This is a genomic window from Streptomyces sp. NPDC059255 (assembly GCF_042752355.1).
Taxonomy (GTDB): Bacteria; Actinomycetota; Actinomycetes; order Streptomycetales; family Streptomycetaceae; genus Streptomyces.
The window spans coordinates 1-21,882 of record NZ_JBHYZP010000067.1 but is presented as its reverse complement, the minus strand read 5'-3'; the positions used below and the strand labels follow the sequence as shown (position 1 = coordinate 21,882).

General features: G+C 71.1%; 2 protein-coding genes. Both read right to left on the bottom strand.

Translation table 11 applies throughout. The annotated features are described in order from the left end of the window. Positions 1 to 8,798 (bottom strand): amino acid adenylation domain-containing protein (locus ACFXKG_RS40100; RefSeq protein WP_384850209.1); only part of this gene is annotated, 8,798 nt, incomplete at its 3' end. 60 nt (positions 8,799 to 8,858) lie between these two features. After that, positions 8,859 to 21,882, bottom strand: a 13,024-nt coding sequence (locus tag ACFXKG_RS40095) for an amino acid adenylation domain-containing protein (RefSeq protein WP_384850206.1), incomplete at its 5' end; no start/stop codon positions are given.

Genomic DNA, 21,882 nt, shown 5'->3' with positions numbered 1-21,882 from the left:
ACCAACACCCCGAACAACGCCGCCGTCACCCACAACCCCGTCACCCCACACCCCACCGCACCCCGCACCACACCCACCGACAACTCACCCTCAGCCACCACCACCGTCCCACCATTCAACAACGGCACCCACACCTCATACGTCGCCGCATCAAACGAATGCGGCGAATGAAACAACACCCGCTCATGCCCACCCGACGACCAACGCGAATCAGCAGCCAACGCCACCACATCCCCATGCGTCACCCCCACACCCTTCGGCACCCCCGACGACCCCGACGTAAACATCACATACGCCAAAGAACCCGACGGAACCCCAGGAAGAACCGCACCCCCCTCCCCCACACGACCAGAACCCACAGCAACCGCCCCAACCCCACCGACCATCTCCACATCCCGATCGGTCACCACCAGCACCGCACCACTACGCCCCAGCACCTCCCGCACCCGCTCCTCCGGAAACCCCCCATGCAACGGAACGTACACACCACCCGCCTTCAACACCGCCAACATCGCCACCACCACATCCACCGACCGCTCCAACAACAACCCCACCCGCGACTCCACCCCCACACCACCCGCACACAACACCCGCGCCAACCCCTCCGCCCGCGCATCCAACTCCCTGTATGTCAACGACACATCACCGCACTCCACCGCCACCGCACCCGGGCTGCTTGCCACCTGGTGGCCGAAGCTGTCCACGATCGAGAATTCCGTGGTGGCGCCCGCGCCCGCGCCGGCGCTCCAGTCCAGGAGCAGCCGTTCCCGTTCGTCGTCCGGCAGTAGCGGCAGTGACCCGATGCGGGCGCCGGGGTCGGCGCTGAGGGCATGGAGCAGGTGCTCCACCTGGGCCGCGAGGCGGCGTACCGTCTCTCCGTCGAAGCGGGCGGGGTCGTACCCGAGGTCGAATCGCAGCCGGTCGCCCGCGTAGGCCGTCATGGCCAGCGGGTAGTTGGTGGTCTCGTTGACCTCGATATCGCGGAGCGAGAGGCCGAAGCGTTCCGTGCCCTCCGTGTCGATCGGGTAGTTCTCGAAGACGAGCAGACTGTCGAAGAGCGGGGCACCGGGCGGAAGTTCGGTGTCCAGATCGCTGAGCGCGATGTCCTCGTACCGACGGGCCTCGACCTGGGCGGCCTGAAGGTCGCCGAGCCATTCCGACACGGTCAGGCGGGGGTCGACCCGTACGCGGACCGGTTGCGTGTTGATGAACAGACCGAGGATGTCCCCGGACCCCGGCAGATCCGCCGGGCGGCCGGAGACCGTCGTACCGAACACCACGTCCGACGATCCCGCGTACTGCGCGAGCAGCAGCGCCCACGCCCCCTGGACCAGGGCGTTCACCGTCAGCCCGTTCTGCCGGGCGAAGCCGGTGACCCGTATCGACAGGGTCTCGGACGCGTCGAGCGAGACCCGTGCGGTCGACCGGCCATGGCTCGCCCTGCCCTGCGGGGCGTGGTCGTACGGCAGGGCCGTCGGCTCCGTGAAGCCGGCCAGCCGCTCCTTCCAGAAGGCCCGGCCGGCCGATGCGTCGCGTGCGACGAGCCACTCCAGATAGTCCCGGAAGGGCGCCCGGCCCATCCGGTCCACCGACTCGCCGATGCCGCTACCGCTCCGTCCGTCCCGGCCGGTGAGGGCCGCGTACTCGGTGATCACGTCGGAGAGAAGCGCGGCTGTGCTCCAGCCGTCCAGCAGGAGATGGTGGAAGGTCCACACCACCCTGACGGCGTCGGGCGAGAGCCGGATCAGTGTGAGCCGCATCAGCGGCGCGACCTCCAGGTCGATGCCGCGCGCCCGGTCCTCCTCCAGCAGCAGGCGCAGCGCCTCCTCGTGCTCGGCGGCGGCCAGGTCCGACCAGTCCAGCGTCCGCACGGGCAGCGTGACCCGGCGGTGTACCAGCTGCACGGGCCGGCCGATTCCCCGCCAGGCCAGGGAGACACGCAAGGCGTCCGCGCTCTCCACCGTCCGCCGCCAGGCCGTGCGGAGGGCGTCGATGTCGTGCGCGCCTTGGAGGGCGAAGGAGAACTGTTCGAGATACGAGGGAGAGTCGGGTTCGGCCAAGGCGTGGAAGACCATGCCGGCCTGGAGCGCCGTCAGCGGGTAGATGTCCTCCACGCCATCGACGGCTTGACCGTCGCCGTGGAGAAGGTGGTCCACCTCGTGCTGGGAAAGCGTGACGAGCGGGAAATCGGAGGGGGTACGGCCGCCGGCTCCGGGCTCGGTGCAGTGGCGCAGGAAGGCGTCCAGTTCGCCGGCCATGTCGGCGGCCAGGCGTTCGATGGTGCTCCGATGGTGCCGGGCGCCGGAGTACGACCAGGTCAGGATGAGCCTTCCGTCCCGTACCTCCCCGATCACATCCACCTCGTGCGGTCGGGCCTCGGCGGGGCTGAACTCACCGCCCGGGTTCATCCTCATCGACCGGTAGAGGTCCTGGTTGCTTGTCAGGCCGTCGAGTTGACCCAAATAGTTGAAGCTGATCTGCGGTTCGGCTCCAGCAGTGCTCCCATCGGCATCGTCCGAAGCCGAAGCCAAGGCCGATACCGATACCGATACCGAGGCCGAGGCCGAGGCCGAGCCTGCCGCAAGGTGGCACAGTGCGCCGTAGCCGATGCCGCGCGCCGGGACCGCACGCAGTTGCTCCTTCACCGACTTGATGGCCGCGCCCCAGTCGTCGTCCTCGGGGAGGGCAAGAGCGATCGGGTACATCGTGGTGAACCAGCCGACGGTGCGGGTCAGGTCGATGTCGTCGAAGATGTCCTCGCGACCGTGCCCCTCCAGGTCCACGGCGATCCGGTCGTGGCCGGTCCAGGTACGCAGCGTCCGGGCGAGCGCCGTCAGCAGTACGTCGTTCACCTGCGTGCGGTAGACCGGCGGGATCTCGTGGAGCAGCGCTCGCGTCTGCTCCCGGGCGAGCGCCACGCAGACCGTCTCCTGGGCCGCCACTGTGTTGTCCCCGTCCGGGACGTCGAGGGGTACGGACCCGTTGTGCGCGTGCTCGGCAACCGACCGCCAGTGGTCGCGCTCGGCCTCGAAGCCACCACGCTCGGTGTGCTCGGTGAGGCGTTTCGCCCACTGCCGTACGGAGGTGGTCTTCACTCCGAGATCGACGGGGCGGCCCGAGCAGACCTGGGCATGGGCGGTGGCCAGGTCCTCCAGCAGAATGCGCCAGGACACCCCGTCCATCATCAGGTGGTGCACGGCGACGAGGACGCGGGTCACATGGGTGGCACCGTCGGCCGGGACGCCGACGAGCACCCGTATCAGCGGGCCCCGAGCCAGGTCGAACCCCGCCTGCGCCCGCCCGGTCAGCTCCCGCCAGACGGCGTCGGCATCGGCATCGGCGTCCCTCTGCTCTCCGGGCAGCTCGTGCACCGTAAACACTTCGTCGAGATCGAGCTGCTGCTGGATCCGTCCGGTCCACTCTCCGTGCTCGGTCCGTACGAAGACGGTCCGCAACGCGTCGTGGTGCGCCAGCACGGCGGCCAGCGCATGCCGAAGGGTGTCCGGGGCCGTGCCGGGGGCGGGGGTGAACTCCATCGCCATGTTGAAGTGCTCGGGCGCCACCGGGTGGTGGGCGAAGAACCACTCCCGGATGGGGGTCGTGCCGGCCTCGCCCGACACCGTGCCCTGCTCCGCCAGTACGGCGGGGCCCGTGCCGATCACGCTCACACCGGCGGCGAGGGCGGAGACGGTCTGACGGGCGAAGATGTCACGGGAGGAGAGCTCGAAGCCGGCCTGCCGGGCCCGGGAGACGACCTGGATGCTCAGGATCGAATCACCGCCCAGGGAGAAGAAATTGTCGTCCACGCCGACCCGCTCAAGTCCGAGCACCTCGGCCCAGATCTCGCAGAGCGCCCGCTCCGTGTCCGTACGAGGAGCCGTGTACCCGGCGGCCGACCCGGATTCCGGGGCGGGCAGGGCTGCGCGGTCGACCTTGCCGCTGGCGTTCACGGGGAGCGCGTCCAGCACCACGAACGCCGACGGCACCATGTACACCGGCAACTCACCCGCGACGAACTCCCGCAGTCCACCCACGTCCACACCGCCGGCACGGTGCGGACCGTCAGCACCCTCTGCGCCACCGGCACCCTCCACGCCCTCGGAACCGTACGGCCCCTCGGCACCCTCCATGCCCTCAGCGCCCTCAGCGCCCTCAGCGGCCTGTGCGCCCGCCGGCACCACATACGCGACGAGCTGCTTCACGCCCGGACGGTCCTCACGCACCACCACCGACACCTGGCCGACCGCACCGTGGCGCCCCACCACGGCCTCGACCTCGCCCAGCTCGATCCGCAGACCCCGCACCTTCACCTGGTCGTCCACACGACCCACAAACTCCAACTGGCCGTCCTCACGCCACCGCACCAGGTCGCCCGTCCGGTACAACCGCCCGCCCGAACCGAACGGATCCGCCACGAAGCGACCGGCCGTCAGCCCCGCACGACCGTGATATCCCCGCGCCAACCCCACGCCCGCCACATACAGCTCACCGACCACTCCGGCGGGCACCCGACGCAGCCAGCCGTCCAGCACCGCCACCCGCGCACCCCCCACCGGAACACCGATCGGCGGCACGCCCCCGTCACCCTGCAACACCCCGCTGAACGACGCGGCGATCGTCACCTCCGTCGGGCCGTACGCGTTGAACATCCGGCGCCCCGGCGACCACCGCTCGACCAGCCCCGCACCCAACGCCTCCCCGCCCGACACCAGCACCCGGAGCCCCGGCAGGTCACCGGCCGGAACGCTCCCCAACACCGTCGGCGGCACCAGCGCGTGCGTCACCCGCTCCCCCGCCAACACGTCGAACAACTCCCGCCCCACCAAAGCCCGGCCGCCCTCGGGGACCACCAGTGTCCCTCCGCCGCCGAACGCCATCAGCAGCTCCATCATCGACGCGTCGAACCCGGCCGACGCCAGCTGCAGCACCCTCGACCCGCCATCCAGCCCGAAGCGCTCACCCACCGCGGCGACAAACCCCGCCACACCCGTGTGGGACACCACCACGCCCTTCGGTACCCCCGTCGAACCCGACGTGTAGATCACATACGCCGCGGACGACAGCGGCACGGACACCCGGGGCGCCACCGCACCCGAATCGCCTTGAGGAGCACCCTTGAGGCTCAACCCCGCCAGCCACTTCCCCGTCACCACCAGCGTCACCCCGCTGTCCGCCCGCACGAACTCCGACCGCTCCACCGGCCACTCCGGATCCAGCGGCACATACACACCCCCCACCCGCACCACCGCCAGCAACGCCACCAGCCAGTCCACACCCCGCGGCAGGCACACACCCACCCGCGTCTCGACCCCGACCCCCTCAGCCGCCAGCCACCCCGCCAACCGCTCGACCCGCTCGGCCAACTCCCCGTACGACAGGGACACTTCGCCGCTGGCCAGCGCGACCGCACCCGGCGTCTCCGTCACCCACCGGTCCACCACGTCCCACAGGGACACTCCCACCGCGCCCGAGCCCACACCCGACGCACCCCAACCGCCCGCCAGCACATCGCGCTCAGCACCCACCACCAGCCCGATACCCGACAGACGGCGTCCGGCACCGCCGCCCACCACCACACCCGCCAGCTCGACCCAATGACGGCACAGCCGCTCCATCAGCACGCCGTCGAACAGGTCCGTGCTGTACTCCAGCTCGCCCGACAGCCCGCCGTCGTGGCGCCAGAACTCAAAGGTCAGGTCGAACCGGGACGACTCGCGCGGCACGTACTCCCGTTCCGCGGCCATCTCCCCGAAGGTCTCCAGATCGCCGAAGGCGTTCTGGAGCACGATCGCCGCCTGTACCAGCGGGGTCCTGCTCGTGTCCCGTTCGGGTGCGAGCGCGTCGACCAGACGGTCGAACGGCACGTCCTGGTGGGCGAACGCCTCCAGCGTGGTGTCGCGGACCGAGGCGAGGAGATCGCGGAACGAACGGCTCTCGTCGACCCGCGTACGGAGGACCAGCGTGTTGACGAAGAAGCCGATCAGGTTCTCCGTCTCCTCGCGGTCCCGCCCGGAGGTGACGGTGCCGATCGCGATGTCCGCGCGTCCGCTGTAGCGCGCCAGCAGCAGCTGCGTCACCGCCGTGAGCACCATGAACAGGCTGGCCCGCTCGGCGCGGCCCAGCGCGGCCAGCTCATCGGCGAGCTCCCGCGGCACCTCGAAGGTGTGGACCGCACCGGCCGCGGTACGGACCGCCGGGCGCGGCCGCGACGTCGGCAGCTCCAACGGCTCCAGGCCCGCCAGCCGCCCACGCCAGTAGTCGAGTTGACCGTCCAGTGCCGAGCCGGCCAGGGCGTCCCGCTGCCACAGGGCGTAGTCCGCGTACTGGACCGGCAGCGCCGGCAGCGCCGCGCGGTCTCCCCGTACGGCCGCCGCGTACAGCGCGCCCAGGTCCCGTACGAGCACGCCCACCGACCACCCGTCGGTCACGATGTGGTGCAGGGTGGCCATCAGTACGTGTTCCGCCGGGGCGAGGCGGATCGTCAGGATGCGCAGCAGCGGTCCGGTGCGCAGGTCGAACGGTGTGGCCTGTTCCGTACGGAGCGCCGCGTCCAGCGCCTCGGCGCGGGCGTGCTCCGCGAGCGTCGACAGATCGATGGTGTGCAGGGGCACGGCCGGCGCCGCCGCGCCCGCCGCGTGGACCACCTGCACCGGGCGGCCGTCGACGGACGCGAAGGTGGTACGGAGGGATTCATGGCGGGCCACCAGCTCGGCGACGGCCTCGCGCAGGGCGGTGCCGTCGAGTTCGCCCGTCAGCCGCAGCGCGGCGGCGGTGTTGTACTCGACGCTCTCCGGGGTGAATTCGTCGAGGAACCAGAGGCGTTGCTGCCCCGGGGCGAGGGGGAGCGGCAGGGCGGTGCCACGGTCGGCGACCGGGATCGCGGCCTGCGGAGCGGTGAGCGGCTCACCGCCCGCCGGGCCCGCGCCACCCGCAGTATCCACCGCCTCCGCCAGGGCCTCCACCGTGGGCCGGTCGAACAGGGTGCGCCAGGAGAGCGAGACGGAGGTGGCGCTCCGTACCCGGGAGACCACTTGCAGGGCGAGGATGGAGTCGCCGCCGAGGGCGAAGAAGTCGTCCTCGGCGCCCACCTGTTCGACGCCGAGGATCTCGGACCAGATGGTGCACAGCGACTGTTCGGTACCGTTGCGGGGGGCACGGTACGGCCGCGCCGCACGGTCCGTCGCGTACTCGGGTACGGGCAGCGCGCGGCGGTCCAGCTTGCCGTTGGCGGTCAGCGGCAGCGCGTCCAGCGTGACGAAGGCGGCGGGAACCATGAACTCGGGGAGCAGGTCCGCGACATGGGAGCGCAGGGCCTGCACGTCCAGGCCGTCCCCGTGTTCCGGTACGAGGTAGGCGGCGAGCCGTTTCGCTCCCGGGTGGTCCTCCCGGGCCACGACGACGGCGCTGCGCACCTCGGGGTGGCGCGCCAGCACGGCCTCGATCTCGCCGGGTTCGATGCGCAGGCCGCGGATCTTCACCTGGTCGTCGGTGCGTCCGCCGTACTCCAGCGTTCCGTCGCTCCGCCAGCGCACGACGTCCCCGGTCCGGTACAGCCGCTCGCCCGAGCCGAACGGGTCGGCGACGAACCGTCCGGCGCTCAGCCCGGCCCGGCCGTGGTAGCCGCGGGCGAGGGCGCCGCCCAGATAGAGCTCGCCCCAGCTCCCGACCGGTGCGGGCCGCAGCGCGTCGTCGAGCACCTGGGCCCGGGTGTTGGCGATCGGGGCGCCGATCGGATACGGCCCCGTGCCGTCGGCGGGGAGCGGCGCGCTGAGGGTGGCGCAGACGGTGACCTCGGTCGGCCCGTAGGCGTTGAGCACCCGGCGGCCGCCGGCCGACCAGCGGGCGACGATGTCCTCGGGGCAGGTCTCGCCACCGACCACCAGGGTGCGCAGGTGAGGCAGTTCACCTTCGGGGAGGGTGCCGAGGACGACAGGGGGCACCATGAGATGGGTGACGCGCCGCTCGGCGAGCAGGCTCATCAGCTCGTCCCCCAGGGGCTGGCCGGAGGCCAGGACGAGCGTGGCCCCCGCGGTGAGCGTCATCAGGATGTCGGCCATGGCGACGTCGAAGCTGGGCGACACGTATTGGAGCACCCGGCTCCGGCCGTCCAGGCCGAGCGCCTCGGCATGGGAGACCGCCAGACCGAGCAGACCCGCGTGGGGTACGACCACGCCCTTGGGGCGGCCGGTCGATCCCGAGGTGTAGATCACGTACGCGGCGCTGTCCATCGCCACGGGTTCCCCGTCCACGGACTCGTCGTCCACGGGCTCCTCGGAGACGGCCGCGTCAAGTTCCGCCGGCTCCAGGACCGCCCGCACCGACTCGACACCCGTACCCGTACCCGCGCCCGCGTGCCCGCCCCGTCGTGTCACGAGCACCTGCGGCCCGCTGTCCGCCAGGAGGTAGGCGATACGGTCGGCGGGGTACCCGGGGTCGATCGGCACGTACGTACCGCCGGCCCGGAGCACCGCGAGCAACGACACGATCAGATCGGCCGAGCGGTCGAGGCTGACTCCCACCCTCGCCTCGCGTGCCACACCGTGCGCGCGCAGTCGGCGAGCCAACCCCGTCGACCGGTCCATGAGTTGGCGGTATGTCAGGCTCCTGCCTCCCTCGCCCGCCTCCTCGATCGCGAGGGCGTCCGGAGTTCGTTCGGCCCAGCGGAGGACGGCCCCGAGCACGGAGGCACCGAGCAGATCGGTCCGTGCGGTGTCGTTCCAGCTCTGCGGCACCGGTCGGCCCTCGTCAACTGCCGTGACGGGCGCGGACTTCCGGTTCGGCGAGGACGCCGTGTTCATGAATCCCCCTATGACTGATTCCTGCTCGGTGCACAGTGCTCGGTGCTCGGCACTCGGCTCTCACTGCTGCCGTATCGACTCTTCGAGTTCCTGGAGGATGCGTTCCTCCACCGCCGTCGCGAGACCGGCGACCGTGGGCGCGTCGTAGAACGCGCGGACCGAGAACGCGACTCCGAAGGCCGTACGGATCCGGGAGATGACCTGGAGGATCTGGATGGAGTTGCCGCCCAGGTCGAAGAAGTCGTCCTCGGCGCCGACGCGTTCCGTACCGAGCACCTCCTGCCAGATCCCCGCCAGCACTTCCTCGCCCGTGTTCCGCGGCGCGACGTACGCGGCGCCGCTCTGTGCCGCGGGCCCGGGCGCGGGCAGTGCCCTGCGGTCGACCTTGCCGTTCGCGTTCAGCGGCAGTTCCGCGAGCTCCACGAAGGCCGACGGCACCATGTAGCCGGGCAGCAGGCCCTTGAGGTGCGTGCGCAGCGGACCCGGCTCGAAGGCGTGCCCGTCCCGTACGACCGCGTAGCCCACCAGACGCATCGCGCCGCCGTCGTCCTGGCGTGCCGCGACCACGGCCCGTGCCACGGAGGGGTGCAGGCGCAGGGCGGCCTCGATCTCGCCGGGCTCGATGCGGAATCCGCGTACCTTCAGCTGCTCGTCCGCCCGGCCCGCGAACTCGATGCTCCCGTCGGGAAGGTATCTGGCGCGGTCGCCGGTCCGGTACAGCCGGTCCGTCGGATCACCACCGAAGGGGTCGGCGACGAAGCGCTCCGCGGTCAGGGCGGGCCGGTTCAGATAGCCACGGGCCACGCTCGGCCCGCCCACGTACAGGTCGCCGGTCACACCGACGGGCACGGGCCTCAGTGCCGCGTCGAGGAGGTACATCCGGATGCCGGGGTTGGGCCGGCCGATGGGCACTCCGGCGGTGTCGGGCAGCGCGCCGCGTACGGCGGGGTAGAGGGAGGACTCCACCGTGGCCTCGGTGACGCCGTACGTGTTGAGGACGGTGGTGGCCGTGTCGGCCCGCTCCAGCAGTCTGCGGCAGTCGTCGGTACGCCACAGGTCGGCGCCGGCGGCCAGCACCCGCAGCGGCGGGAGCGGTTCCCCCCGCCGGGCCGCCTCGTCGACGAGCGCGGTGGCCAGCGCCGGGACGGTGTCGAGGTGGGTGACCCGGGCGGAGCGGATGAGGTCGAGCAGCCGCGCGGGGTCGGCGACGGCTTCGGAGGGGGCGATGACCAGGGCCCCACCGTGGCAGAGGGCGTGCACCAGGTCGGAGACGAAGACGTCGAAGGACATGCTGGCCACATTGAGCTGACGTACCGGCCCGTCGGTGTCGCCGCGGCCACGGGGGCCGTTCGGTGCCGGGATCGCCGTGTCGCCCGTGAACCCGTACGCCGCGTTCCACGACGCCGCGCCATGGCTGACGCTGCGGTGCTCGACCAGTACGCCCTTGGGCCGCCCGGTGGAGCCGGAGGTGTAGATGACGTACGCGGCGTCGCGCGGCGTCACACCGGTCTCCGGGACCCGGTCGGGCAGCGCCTCGAACCGCCCCGCCTCCGTGTCGAGGGTCAGCACCGGCACAGGCGTGGCGGGCAGGTCGCCGGCGAGGGAGCGCTGGGTGACGACCAGGGTGGCGGCGCTGTCGGCGAGCACGTACTCCAGCCGTTCGGCCGGGTGTGCCGGGTCGAGCGGTACGTAGGCGCCGCCCGCCTTGAGGACGCCGAACAGGGCGACGACCATGTCGACCCCGCGTTCGAGGCAGATGGCGGTCACGGTCCCCGGGCCGACGCCGAGGGTGACGAGGTGCTGGGCGAGCCGGTTGGCGCGCGTGTCGAGTTCGGCGTAGGTGAGCGAACGGGTCCCGGAGAGCACGGCTTCGGCCAGGGGTGTGCTGCGTGCCTGGCCGGCGATGAGTTCGTGCAGGCAGACGCCGTGGGCGAAGGGGATCGCGGCACCGCTCCAGCCGTCCGCACCGAGCAGCCGCGCGTTCCCGGCGGCGGAGAGCAGCGGCAGTTCCGCGGGCGGACGGTGTGCGTGCTCGGGCATGCTCCGCAGCAGTACGGCGAGGTGCTCGGCCATGTGGTCGATCCTGTCCCGGTCGAAGAGCTCCGGGTCGAAGGCGAGCACGAGCGCCAGCTTGTCCGTGTCGGTGTAGGCGGTCAGGTCGAGGGGGTAGCCGGCCGTGTCGACGGCGGTGACATCGGTGACGCGCAGTCCGTGTGCGGCGGCGGCCTCCTCGTTGCCGGGGTAGTTCTCGAAGACGACAAGGGACTCGAACAGCTCGGTCCCTGGCGGCAGTTCGGCGCACTCGCGGATGTCACGGAGGGCGAGGTGTTCGTAGCCCCGTGCCTCGGCCTGTTCACTCTGGATCCGGCCGAGCCAGTCGAGCAGGCTCTCGCCGTCGGGGCCGGTCGTGCGGATCCGGACGGGCAGTGTGTTGAGGAAGTTGCCGACCGTGGACTCCATGCCGGGAAGCTCCGCCGGGCGTCCGGAGACCGTCGCGCCGAAGCACACGTCGCTCTCGCCCGCATAGCGGGAGAGGAGCACGGCCCAGGCTCCCTGTACCACCGTGTTCAGGGTGAGGTGATGGCGAGCCGCCAGCTCCGACAGGGCTCCGGCCTGCGCCGCCGTGAGTTCGATCCGTACCCGCTCGGCCGCGTGGGAGCGGTGTCCCGGGGCGGACCGGCGGTCGGCCGGCAGCGGGGTGGGTGAGCGGAACCCGGCCAGGGCGGCGCGCCAGTAGGCCCGGGCGGCCCCGGTGTCCTGCCGGCCCAGCCACGCCACGTAGTCCCGGAACGGCGGACGGGTCATCGGCACGGCCGCCCGGGCCTCTGGACGCACGGCCGCCCGGGCGTCCGGCCGCGCGGCCGACCCGGCCGACCCGGCCGACGGTTCGGATGCGCCGGCCGCGTCGCGGAGCGACCGGTACTGGGCGAAGACGTCCTCGAAGATCTGCGTGGTGCTCCAGCCGTCGAGCACCACGTGGTGGAAGGTCCACACCACCCGCACGGCGGCTCCGGACACCCGCACCAGAACGAGCCGCATCAGCGGCCCGGTCGACAGATCGATGCCGGCCGCGTGCTCGTCGGCCGTCAACCGGTCCAGCAGCACGGCCTGTTCCGGCATCGGGACACCGATCCAGTCGAGCTGCCGGATGTCGAGGACGGCGCGCCGTCGTACCACTTGAAGGGGCTCGGGCACACCCTCCCACACCAGGTGGGTACGGAGCGCGGGCGTCGCGTCCACGAGCCGCTGCCAGGCGGTGGCCAGCAGTCCGGGGTCCTCGGCGCCTTCGAGGAGGAAGGACACCTGGTCGAGGTAGACACCGGGGTCGGTCAGGGTGTGGAGCAGCATGCCGCTCTGCATGGGGGTGAGCGGATAGATGTCCTCGACCTCGGAGCTGGAGGCATCCGTGCCGGCCAGGGCGTCGACGGCCGCCTGGTCGAGCCGGGCGAGGGGGAAGTCGGAGGGGGTGCGGCCGCCGGTTCCGGGCCGGGTGCAGTGGTGTACGAGCGCGCGGATCTCGGCGGCGAAGGCGCGGGCCAGCCGTTCGACGGTCGACGGGAGATGCAGTTCGGTCGAGTACGTCCAGGTGAAGGTCAGCCGTCCCTCGCTCACCACACCGATCACATCGATGAGATGGGCCCGCTGCTCGTCCGGGTGGTGGTCCTGCCCGAGGGCGGGGAGGACGGACCGTATCGGTCCGGCGCCGGACGAGCTCGCGTCGTCCCCGGTGGCATCGAACCGGCCGTGATAGTTGAAGCTGATACGAGGCTCGTCGGCGCCGGCGAGCGGTCCGGGACGGCCGGGATCGCCCGCCGCCGCGAGATGGCGCAGCGCGCCGTACCCGATCCCTCGCTGAGGCACCGACCTGAGCTGCTCCTTCACGGACTTGAGCGAGGCGGCCAGGTCGTCGCCCGCAGCACCGTCCTGGCCGTCACCGCGGGGAAGGGCGAGGGCGACCGGGTGGATCGAGGTGAACCAGCCGACCGTACGGGTCAGGTCCACGTCGGCGAACAGTTCCTCACGGCCGTGTCCCTCCACGGCAACTGCCGTGCGTTCGCGCCCCGTCCACGCCCGGAGGGTGCGGGCGAGGGCGGTCAGCAGCACGTCGTCGGTACGCGTCCGGTACGCGTCGGGTACCCGGTGCAGCAGAGCCCCGGTCTCCTCGGCGTCCAGGGTGAGGTCGTACGTTGCCTGGACGGCCATCGTGTTACCGCCACCCGGGAGGTCGACCGGCAGCTCGGTGACGGCCGCGTCGGTGACCGCGCGCCAGTGGCCGGCCTGGTCGCCGAAGCCACCTGCGACGACATGGCCGGCCAGCCGGTCGGCCCATTGGGCGACGGACGTGCTCTTCTCCCCGAGCTGTACGGGGCGCCCCGCGACGGCCTGCCCGTACGCCCGGGTCAGGTCCTCCAGCAGGATGCGCCAGGAGACTCCGTCGACCAGCAGATGGTGCGCGGCGACGAACAGCCACGCGGGCCGGTCCGGGCCACGGTCCCCGACGAGAACCCGGAACAGCGGCCCCCGGGAGAGGTCCATCCCGCTCTGGGCGGCGCGTACGTACTCCTGCCAGGCGGCGGCTTCGGCGTCATCGACGTCGACGTCGGTTTCGACGTCATCCGCTCCGTCCGCACGCGTGAGATCGGACGTACAGGTGAGGTCGTGGACGGTGAACACCACGTCCAGGTCGACGGCCGGGGTGATGCGCCCGGTCCAGCCGCCGGCTTCGGTACGGGTGAAGAGCGTGCGCAGCGCGTCGTGCTGGGCCACCAGCGCGGCGACGGCGGAGCGCAGAGCGGTCAGGTCGGCGCCGGGGACCAGCTCGAAGGCCATGGACATCGCGAAGTGATGCGGCGCGACGGGGTGGTGCGCGAAGAACCACTCGCGGATCGGCGTCGGCCCGACGGGGCCGACCACCACACCCTGCGGCGCGGCGGGGCCGGTTGCGGGTGCGGCAGCGGTGGCGGACGCGGCGAGGTCGGAAATGTTCTGCCGGAGGAACACATCACGCGAGGTGAGGGCGATCCCGGCACGGCGGGCCCGGGAGACGACTTGGAGGCTGGAGATGGAGTCGCCGCCGAGGGAGAAGAAGTTGTCGTGCACCCCGACCCGCCCGACACCCAGCACCTGCGACCACACCGCCGCAAGGGCCTGCTCCGTCTCCGTACGCGGAGCAACATACTCGGAAGCACCCGAACCCAGATCCGGCACGGGCAGCGCACGGACATCGACCTTGCCGTTCACCGTCAACGGCAGACCATCCAGCACCACGAACGCCGACGGCACCATGTACTCCGGAAGCAACCCGGCCGCATACGCACGCAACCCCCCAACGACCACCCCGTCTGCCGCGTCGGCGGGTCCAGCGGCCGGGACCAGGTAGGCCACCAGCCGCTTCGCCCCCGGACGGTCCTCACGGACCACGACCGAAACCCGCCCCACCCCCGCATGACGCGACAGCACCGCCTCGACCTCCGCCAACTCGATCCGGAACCCCCGGATCTTCACCTGACCATCCCGCCGACCCAAAAACTCCAACCGCCCATCCCCACGCCACCGCACCACATCACCCGTCCGGTAGAGCCTGCCTCCGGAACCGAACGGATCCGCAACAAACCGCTCCGCCGTCAACCCACCCTGACCGTCATAACCCCGCGCAAGCCCCCCACCACCCAAATACAACTCACCCGGCACCCCCACACCCACCCGACACAACCCACCATCCAGCACATAAGCCCACGTACCATCCATCGGACCACCCAACGCAACCACCCCACCCACCACATCCACCCCGGTCACCGGACCGCACACGGCAAACGTCGTCGACTCGGTCGGCCCGTACACATGCACCAGATCCAGCCCCGGACACGCCTCCAGGACCCGTGCCATCGACGCACCCGACGCCGCCTCACCCCCCGTCCACACCTCACGAAGCCCCCCGAAACACCCCGCATCCTCCTCAGCCAGCAAATCGAACAACGCCTTCGTCAGAAAGACCCCCGTCACCCCACGGCGCACGGCATGCCGCACCACACCCGCCGACAGTTCGGCCTCGGCCACCACCACCGTCCCACCATTCAGCAACGGCACCCACACCTCATACGTCGCCGCATCAAACGAATGCGGAGAGTGAAACAACACGCGCTCATGGGCACCCGACGACCAACGCGAATCAGCAGCCAACGCCACCACATCCCCATGCGTCACCCCCACACCCTTCGGCACCCCCGACGACCCCGACGTAAACATCACATACGCCAAAGAATCGGACGACAACGAACCAGGCAGCGACTCCCCCTCAAACGCCTCCTGCTCAACCAACCCCGCACCGACCCGGACCGCCGCCACCCCACCGACCATCTCCACACCCCGATCGGTCACCACCAGCACCGCACCACTACGCCCCAGCACCTCCCGCACCCGCTCCTCCGGAAACCCCCCATGCAACGGAACGTACACACCCCCCGCCTTCAACACCGCCAACATCGCCACCACCACATCCACCGACCGCTCCAACAACAACCCCACCCGCGACTCCACCCCCACACCACCCGCACACAACACCCGCGCCAACCCCTCAGCCCGCACATCCAACTCCCCATACGTCAACAACACACCACCACACTCCACCGCCACCGCACCCGGCGAAGCAGCCACCCGCCCCGCAAACACATCCACCACCGAACCACCCGGCACCACACCCACCCCACCACACTCCACACCCACCACAGACTCCAACTCCACACCACCCACCATCGACACCCCACGCAACACAGCCCCACCACCACCAGCCACCAACCCACCCGCCAACTCCACCCAATGCCCAGCCAACCGCTCCACAGACCCCGCATCGAACAAATCCGTGCTGTACGAAACGATGGCGAACAGCCCTTGACCCGGACGCGGTTCGAATTCGAAGTTGAGGTCGAACTGTGCCGTCTCCACCGGCGGCAGCGTCTCCTCCACCCGCAGCCCGGGCAGGGTGAACGTCTCGCGCGGCGCATTCTGGAGCGTGACCGCGACCTGGACCAGAGGCGTCCTGCTCGGGTCGCGCTCAGGGTCCAACTCTTCGACCAGTCGGCTGAACGGCACCGTCTGGTGGGCGAAGGCCGCGAGCGTCGTCTCCCGCACCTGGCCGAGCAGAGTGGCGAAGTCGGCCGCCTCGTCGATCCGGGTCCGCAGGACGAGTGTGTTGACGAAGAAGCCGACGAGCCCTTCGAGTTCGGTACGTTCACGACCCGAAACGGCCGTGGCGACCGCGAGGTCGTTCTGTCCGCTGTACCGTGCGAGCAGAAGCTGGGTCACCGCCGTCAGCGCCATGGAGGTCGTCCCGCCCTGGCCGCGCGCCGCTTCGGTCAGCGCGGCCGCGAGCTCCTCCGGCACCCGGAAGGTGTGCAGCGCACCACGACCGGTCCGTACGGCCGGACGCGGCCGGTCTGTCGGGAGTTCGAGTACGGGCAGCTCCCGAAGCTGCTCCCGCCAGTAGTCCAGGTGTCCGTCGAGCACGTCACCCGCGAGCCGGCCGCGCTGCCAGACTGCGTAATCCGGGTATTGCAAAGGGAGTTCGGGAAGAGAGTGGGCGGTGCCCCGGACCGCCGCGGCGTACAGCTCGCTCAGCTCCCGGGTGACGATGCCCATCGACCAGCCGTCCGTGACGATGTGGTGCATGGTCAGCATCAGAGTGTGCAGGGAGGCGGAGCCCGACTCCGACTCCACCACCAGCAGTGCACGCATCAGTGGCCCGGTGCGCAGATCGAACGGTGTCGCCGCCTCCGCGCGGAGCGTCGTCTCCCGCTCCGCGTCCGAGCCGACCTCGACCACCCGGATCTGTACGTCGAGTCCGGCATGGACCCTCTGCACGCCCCGCCCGTCGACGGAATCGAATGTCGTGCGCAGGGCCTCGTGCCGTTCGACCAGTCCGGAGACGGCCGTGCGGAGCGCCGGCACATCCAGCGCACCGGTCAGCCGGAGCGTGGTGACGACGTTGTACTCGCAGGCTCCCGGTGTGAACTCGTCCAGGAACCAGAGCCTTTCCTGGGCGTACGAGAGCGGCAGCTCACCGTCCCGGTCCGCGGGCGCGATTCCGGGGTCGGGCAGCGGCAGCCCGCTCACTACCGTGGCCGTGTCGACGGCGACGGACAGGCCGGCGACGGTGGGATGGTCGAAGAGCGTACGCGGGGAGAGCCCGGCGCCCAGTGCGGCGCGGATGCGTGAGACCACCTTCAGCCCCGCGATGGAGTCCCCACCGAGGTCGAAGAAGTCGTCGTGGGCGCCGATCCGTTCGGTGCCGAGCACCGTCGACCAGATGTCGGCGACGGCTGTCTCCGTGCCGGCCCGTGGTGCGACGTACACCGACTCGGGGGCGGCGTCCGGGACCGGCAACGCGCGCCGGTCGATCTTGCCGTTGACCGTGAGGGGCAGGGCGTCCAGCTCGACGAACGCGGCGGGCACCATGTAGGCGGGGAGTACCGCGGCCAGGTACGCGCGCAGGGCGGGTACCTCCAGTGTCGCGCCGGTCGCCGGGACCAGATAGCCGACGAGCCGCTTCACGCCCGGCCGGTCCTCCCGCGCATCGACCACGACGGCACCGACCTCGTCGCGGGCCGCCAACACCGCCTCGATCTCCACGAGTTCGATACGGAAGCCACGGATCTTGACCTGTCCGTCGCCCCTGCCGAGGAACTCCAGCCGGCCGTCGTCCAGCCTCCGTACGACGTCACCGGTACGGTAGAGCCGCTCCCCCGAGCCGAACGGATCTGCCACGAACCGCTCGGCCGTCAGGGCTGCCCGGCCGTCGTAGCCCCGCGCGAGACCCGACCCACCGAGATAGAGCTCTCCCGGCACCCCCACCCCGACCGGCCGCAGGGCCCCGTCGAGCACATAGGCCAGGGTGTCGTCCATCGGGCGGCCGAGAGGTACGGGGCGTACGCCCCCCGTGTCACCGGCCCCGACCGGGCCGCAGAGCGCGAAGGTCGTGGCCTCGGTCGGCCCGTACACATGGACCAGTTCCGTGTCCGGGCAGTGCGCGGCCATCCGCGCCATCGCCGTCGGGGAGGCCGCCTCGCCCCCGGTCCAGACCTCCCGCAGTCCGGCGAAACACCCCGGGTCCTCGTCCGCCAGTGCTCCGAAGAGCGCGGTGGTCAGGAACATCGCCGTGACACCACGCTCGGCGGCGCGCCGTACCACCGGCGCCGACAGGTCCTCGTCGGCCACCTCGACGCAGCCGCCGTTGAGCAGCGGTGCCCACACCTCGTACGTCGCGGCGTCGAACGAATGCGGCGAGTGGAAGAGGACGTGCCGGTGCGCGCCGGAGGCCCATCTGCGGTCGGCGGCCAGGGCGACGACGGAGCGGTGGGTGACGGTGACGCCCTTCGGCTCGCCGGTCGACCCGGAGGTGAACATCACGTACGCCGGAGCCTCCGCCGCAGGCACCGGCACCGGGTGGCCCGGCTCGTCATCGGAGGAGTCGACAACACGCGGGCCTTCCGCCGCGTGGGCCATGTCGAGGAGAGCGATGTGATCCGGGACGCGGCGCGCCGTTCCGTCCGTCAGCAGCAACTCGGCACCACTGCGCCCCAGGATCTCCGCCATCCGCTCGGCCGGATGATCCGCGTGCAGGGGGACGTACGCGGCTCCCGCCTTCAGCACTGCCAGCATTGCCACCATCACGTCCGGCGACCGCTCCAGCAGCAGTCCGACACGCGATCCGACGCCGACGCCACGCTCCCGCAGAGCGCCGGCGATCCGGTCGGCCCGTGCGTTCACGGCCGCATACGTGAGGGTCACTTGGCCGTGCCGTACGGCGATCGCGTCCGGTGATGCCGCCACGTGTCCCGCGAAGAGCTCCGGTACGGAGGCGGCGGGGCGCAACGCGCCGACGCTGCCGCTCCACTCCCCGAGCACACGCCCGCGCTCGTCCCCGCCGAGCAGTGGCAGCGCGGCCACGGTCCGCTCGGCGCCGTCCCCCGACTGCCCTGCCCCGGCGAGTACTTCGAGGGAGCGGGCACAACTCTCGGTGAGCCGCCGTACCGTGTCCGCGTCGAACAGTGCCGGGTCGTAACCGACGGTCAGCTGGAAGTCGCCGGAGGGCCGGACGGTGAGGGTCAGCGGGTAGTTCGTCGACTCCACCGCGTCGAGGCCGGACAGCACGATGCCGTGGTCCGCGCCGGCGCCGGTGTCCACCGGGTAGTTCTCGACCACGACAAGGCTGTCGAACAGTGCGATCCCGGAGCCCACTTGGGTGGGCATCTCGTGCAGGGCGACGTGTGCGTACTCGACCGCTTCGGCCTGTTCGTCGCCGATACGCCGCAGCCACGCGCCCACCGGTGCGGCGGGCGCGACGTCGACGCGTACCGGCAGGGTGTTGATGAACAGCCCCACCGTGCTCTCGGCTCCCGGCAGTTCGGCCGGCCGCCCGGAGACCGTCGTACCGAAGACGACGTCCGAGGAGCCCGCGTACTGGGACAGTGTCAGTGCCCAGGCTCCGTGCACCATCGTGCCGACGGTCACCTGGTGACGGCGGGCGAAGTCCGTCACGGAGCCGGCTGTCCGGGCGGGAAGGCACAGCGAGATCCGTGCCGTCGAATGGGCGCGGTGCGCCGTGCCAGGTGTGCGGTCGAAGGGCAGCGCGGACGGCTCCTCGAAGCCGGCCAGCCTGTTCCGCCAGAACTCCAGTCCCGCCGTACGGTCGCGCGCGGCGAGCCATGCCAGGTGGTCGCGGAACGCCCCACGGGCAACAGGCCGTTGGACAGGTTCGCCGACTCGCCCGGCGGCGTGCTCCGCGTACTCGGCCATGACGTCCGACAGCACGGCGGCGCTGCTCCACCCGTCGAGCAGGATGTGGTGGAACGACCAGAGCACCTGTACCCGTCGCTCCGACAGCCGGGCCAGCGTCACCCGCGTGAGGGGTGCCCTGCCAGGGCCGAGGGCCATCCCCACGGCCCGGTCATCGGCGAGCAGTGAGGCGAGCGCCTCGCCGCACTCAGCCTCCGTACGGTCCGACCAGTCCAGCTGAGTCACGGGAAGGGTGACGTTCCGGTGCACGATCTGGACCGGCTCGGACACGCCTTCCCAGGCGATCGACACCCGCATGGCGTCCGAGGCGTCGACGGCGTGCTGCCAGGCCTGTGCGAGGGCGTCCAGATCGGTGACGCCGTCGAGAAGGAACGTGAACTGTTCGAGGTACGTAGCCGATTCGGACCCCGCGTCGAGGGTGGAGGCGGGGCCGGATGCCGAGGCCGGCTGGCTCAGCGTGTGGAAGAGCATGCCCGACTGGAGAGGCGTCAGCGGGTAGATGTCCTCGATCTCCGCCCCGCCTCCACCCGTTGCGCGGGCGGATCCGGTGATCAGATCGATCTCGTCCTGGGTGAGCCGTACGAGCGGGAAGTCCGAGGGTGAGAAGCCGCCGGCCTCGGGGCCCGCACAGTGCTCGATCAGCGAACGCAGCTCGGCCAGGTACCGCTCGGCCAGGCCCACGACAGTTCCACGGTCGTGCAGTTGGTCGGAGTACGACCAGGTGAAGGTCAGCACGCCGTCCTGGACCGCCCCCACGACTTCCAGAACATGGCCACGCCGCTCGGCGGGGTGGTGCTCACCCCCCGGGTTGAGAGTGAGGGCGCCGGCCCAGCGGCCGGGGTCGTCGGCTCCGCCGAAGTGCCCGAGGTAATTGAAGGCCAACTCGGGTACGGGCGCGCCGGCCAGGGGTGCGCCGGCCTGGCCCGGACCACACCGGAGGTAGCGCAGGGCTCCGTAACCGACGCCCTGGTCGGGTACGGCCCGCAGCCGCTCCTTCACCGCCCGTATCGTCCGCCGCCAGTCCGCCGGAGCGCCGGATTCCGTGGCGTTCGGAAGGTCCAGGGCGACGGGGTGGATGGCGGTGAACCAGCCGACGGTACGGGTCAGATCCGTGTCGTCGAAGATCTCCTCGCGACCGTGCGCCTCGATGTCCACCGCCCAGCGCCGCCCGCCGGCCCACGGCTCCACCGCCCGGGCCAGGGCGGCGAGCAGCACTTCGTTCGGCCGGGTCCGGTACACGGACGGAACGGCGTGCAGCAGCTCAGCCGTCTCTGCGGCCGTCAGCCGGAGGGAGACACTGCGCTCGGACTCCACGGTGTTGTCGCCGCCCGGACGGTCCACGGGAAGGCTGGTGGTCACGCCCTCCGTCATCTCCAGCCAGTACGGCACCTGCCCGTCGAAGCCGCCGGCGGCCGTGTGCCCGGCAAGCCGGTCCGCCCACTGCCGTACGGACGTGCCCTTGGGACCGAGCTCCGGCCGGCGGCCACTCGCGATCCGCTCGTACGCGGATTCCAGATCTTCCAGCAGAATGCGCCAGGACACCCCGTCCATCACCAAGTGATGCGCGATCAGCGCTACGTGGACGGCCTCGTCGGTGCGGGGGAGGGCGACGAGTACGCGAAACAGCGGGCCGTGGGCCAGATCGAGTCCGGCATGCGCCTGGGCCACAAGGTCGTCCCAGACGACGGTGGAGGGGGAAGGCGAGAGCGAGCAGGATTCATGGATGGTGACGACGGCGTCGAGCGGCAGCCCGGAAACGATCTCCCCCTCCCACATCCCCTCGGCGGTACGGGTGAAGGTGCTGCGGAGCGCATCGTGCTGAGCCAGCAGCGCGCCGACGGCGCCACGGAGGACTCCGATGTCCGTGCCGGGCGGCAGGGTGAACCCGGCCCCCATGTTGAAGTGCCCCGGGGCAACCGGATGTGTCTCGAAGAACCACTCCCGTACGGGAGTCGTCCCCACGGTGCCGGTCACCGTTCCGTGTTCGGCGAGCCGTACGGGACCGGTATCGACCCGGCCCGCCTTGGGGGCGAGAGCAGCGGGCGTGGGGTGGAGGAAGACGTCGCGGGAGGTGAGGGCGAGTCCGGCGCGGCGGGCGCGCGAAACAACCTGGAGGCTGATGATGGAGTCACCGCCCAGGTCGAAGAAGTTGTCCCGCACGCCGACCCGGTTCAAGCCCAGTACCTCGGTCCAGACCTCGCACAGGACACGCTCGGTCTCGTTGCGCGGAGCGACGAAAGTCGTTCCCGGGGACTCGAATTCGGGTGCGGGCAGCGCACGCCGGTCCAGCTTC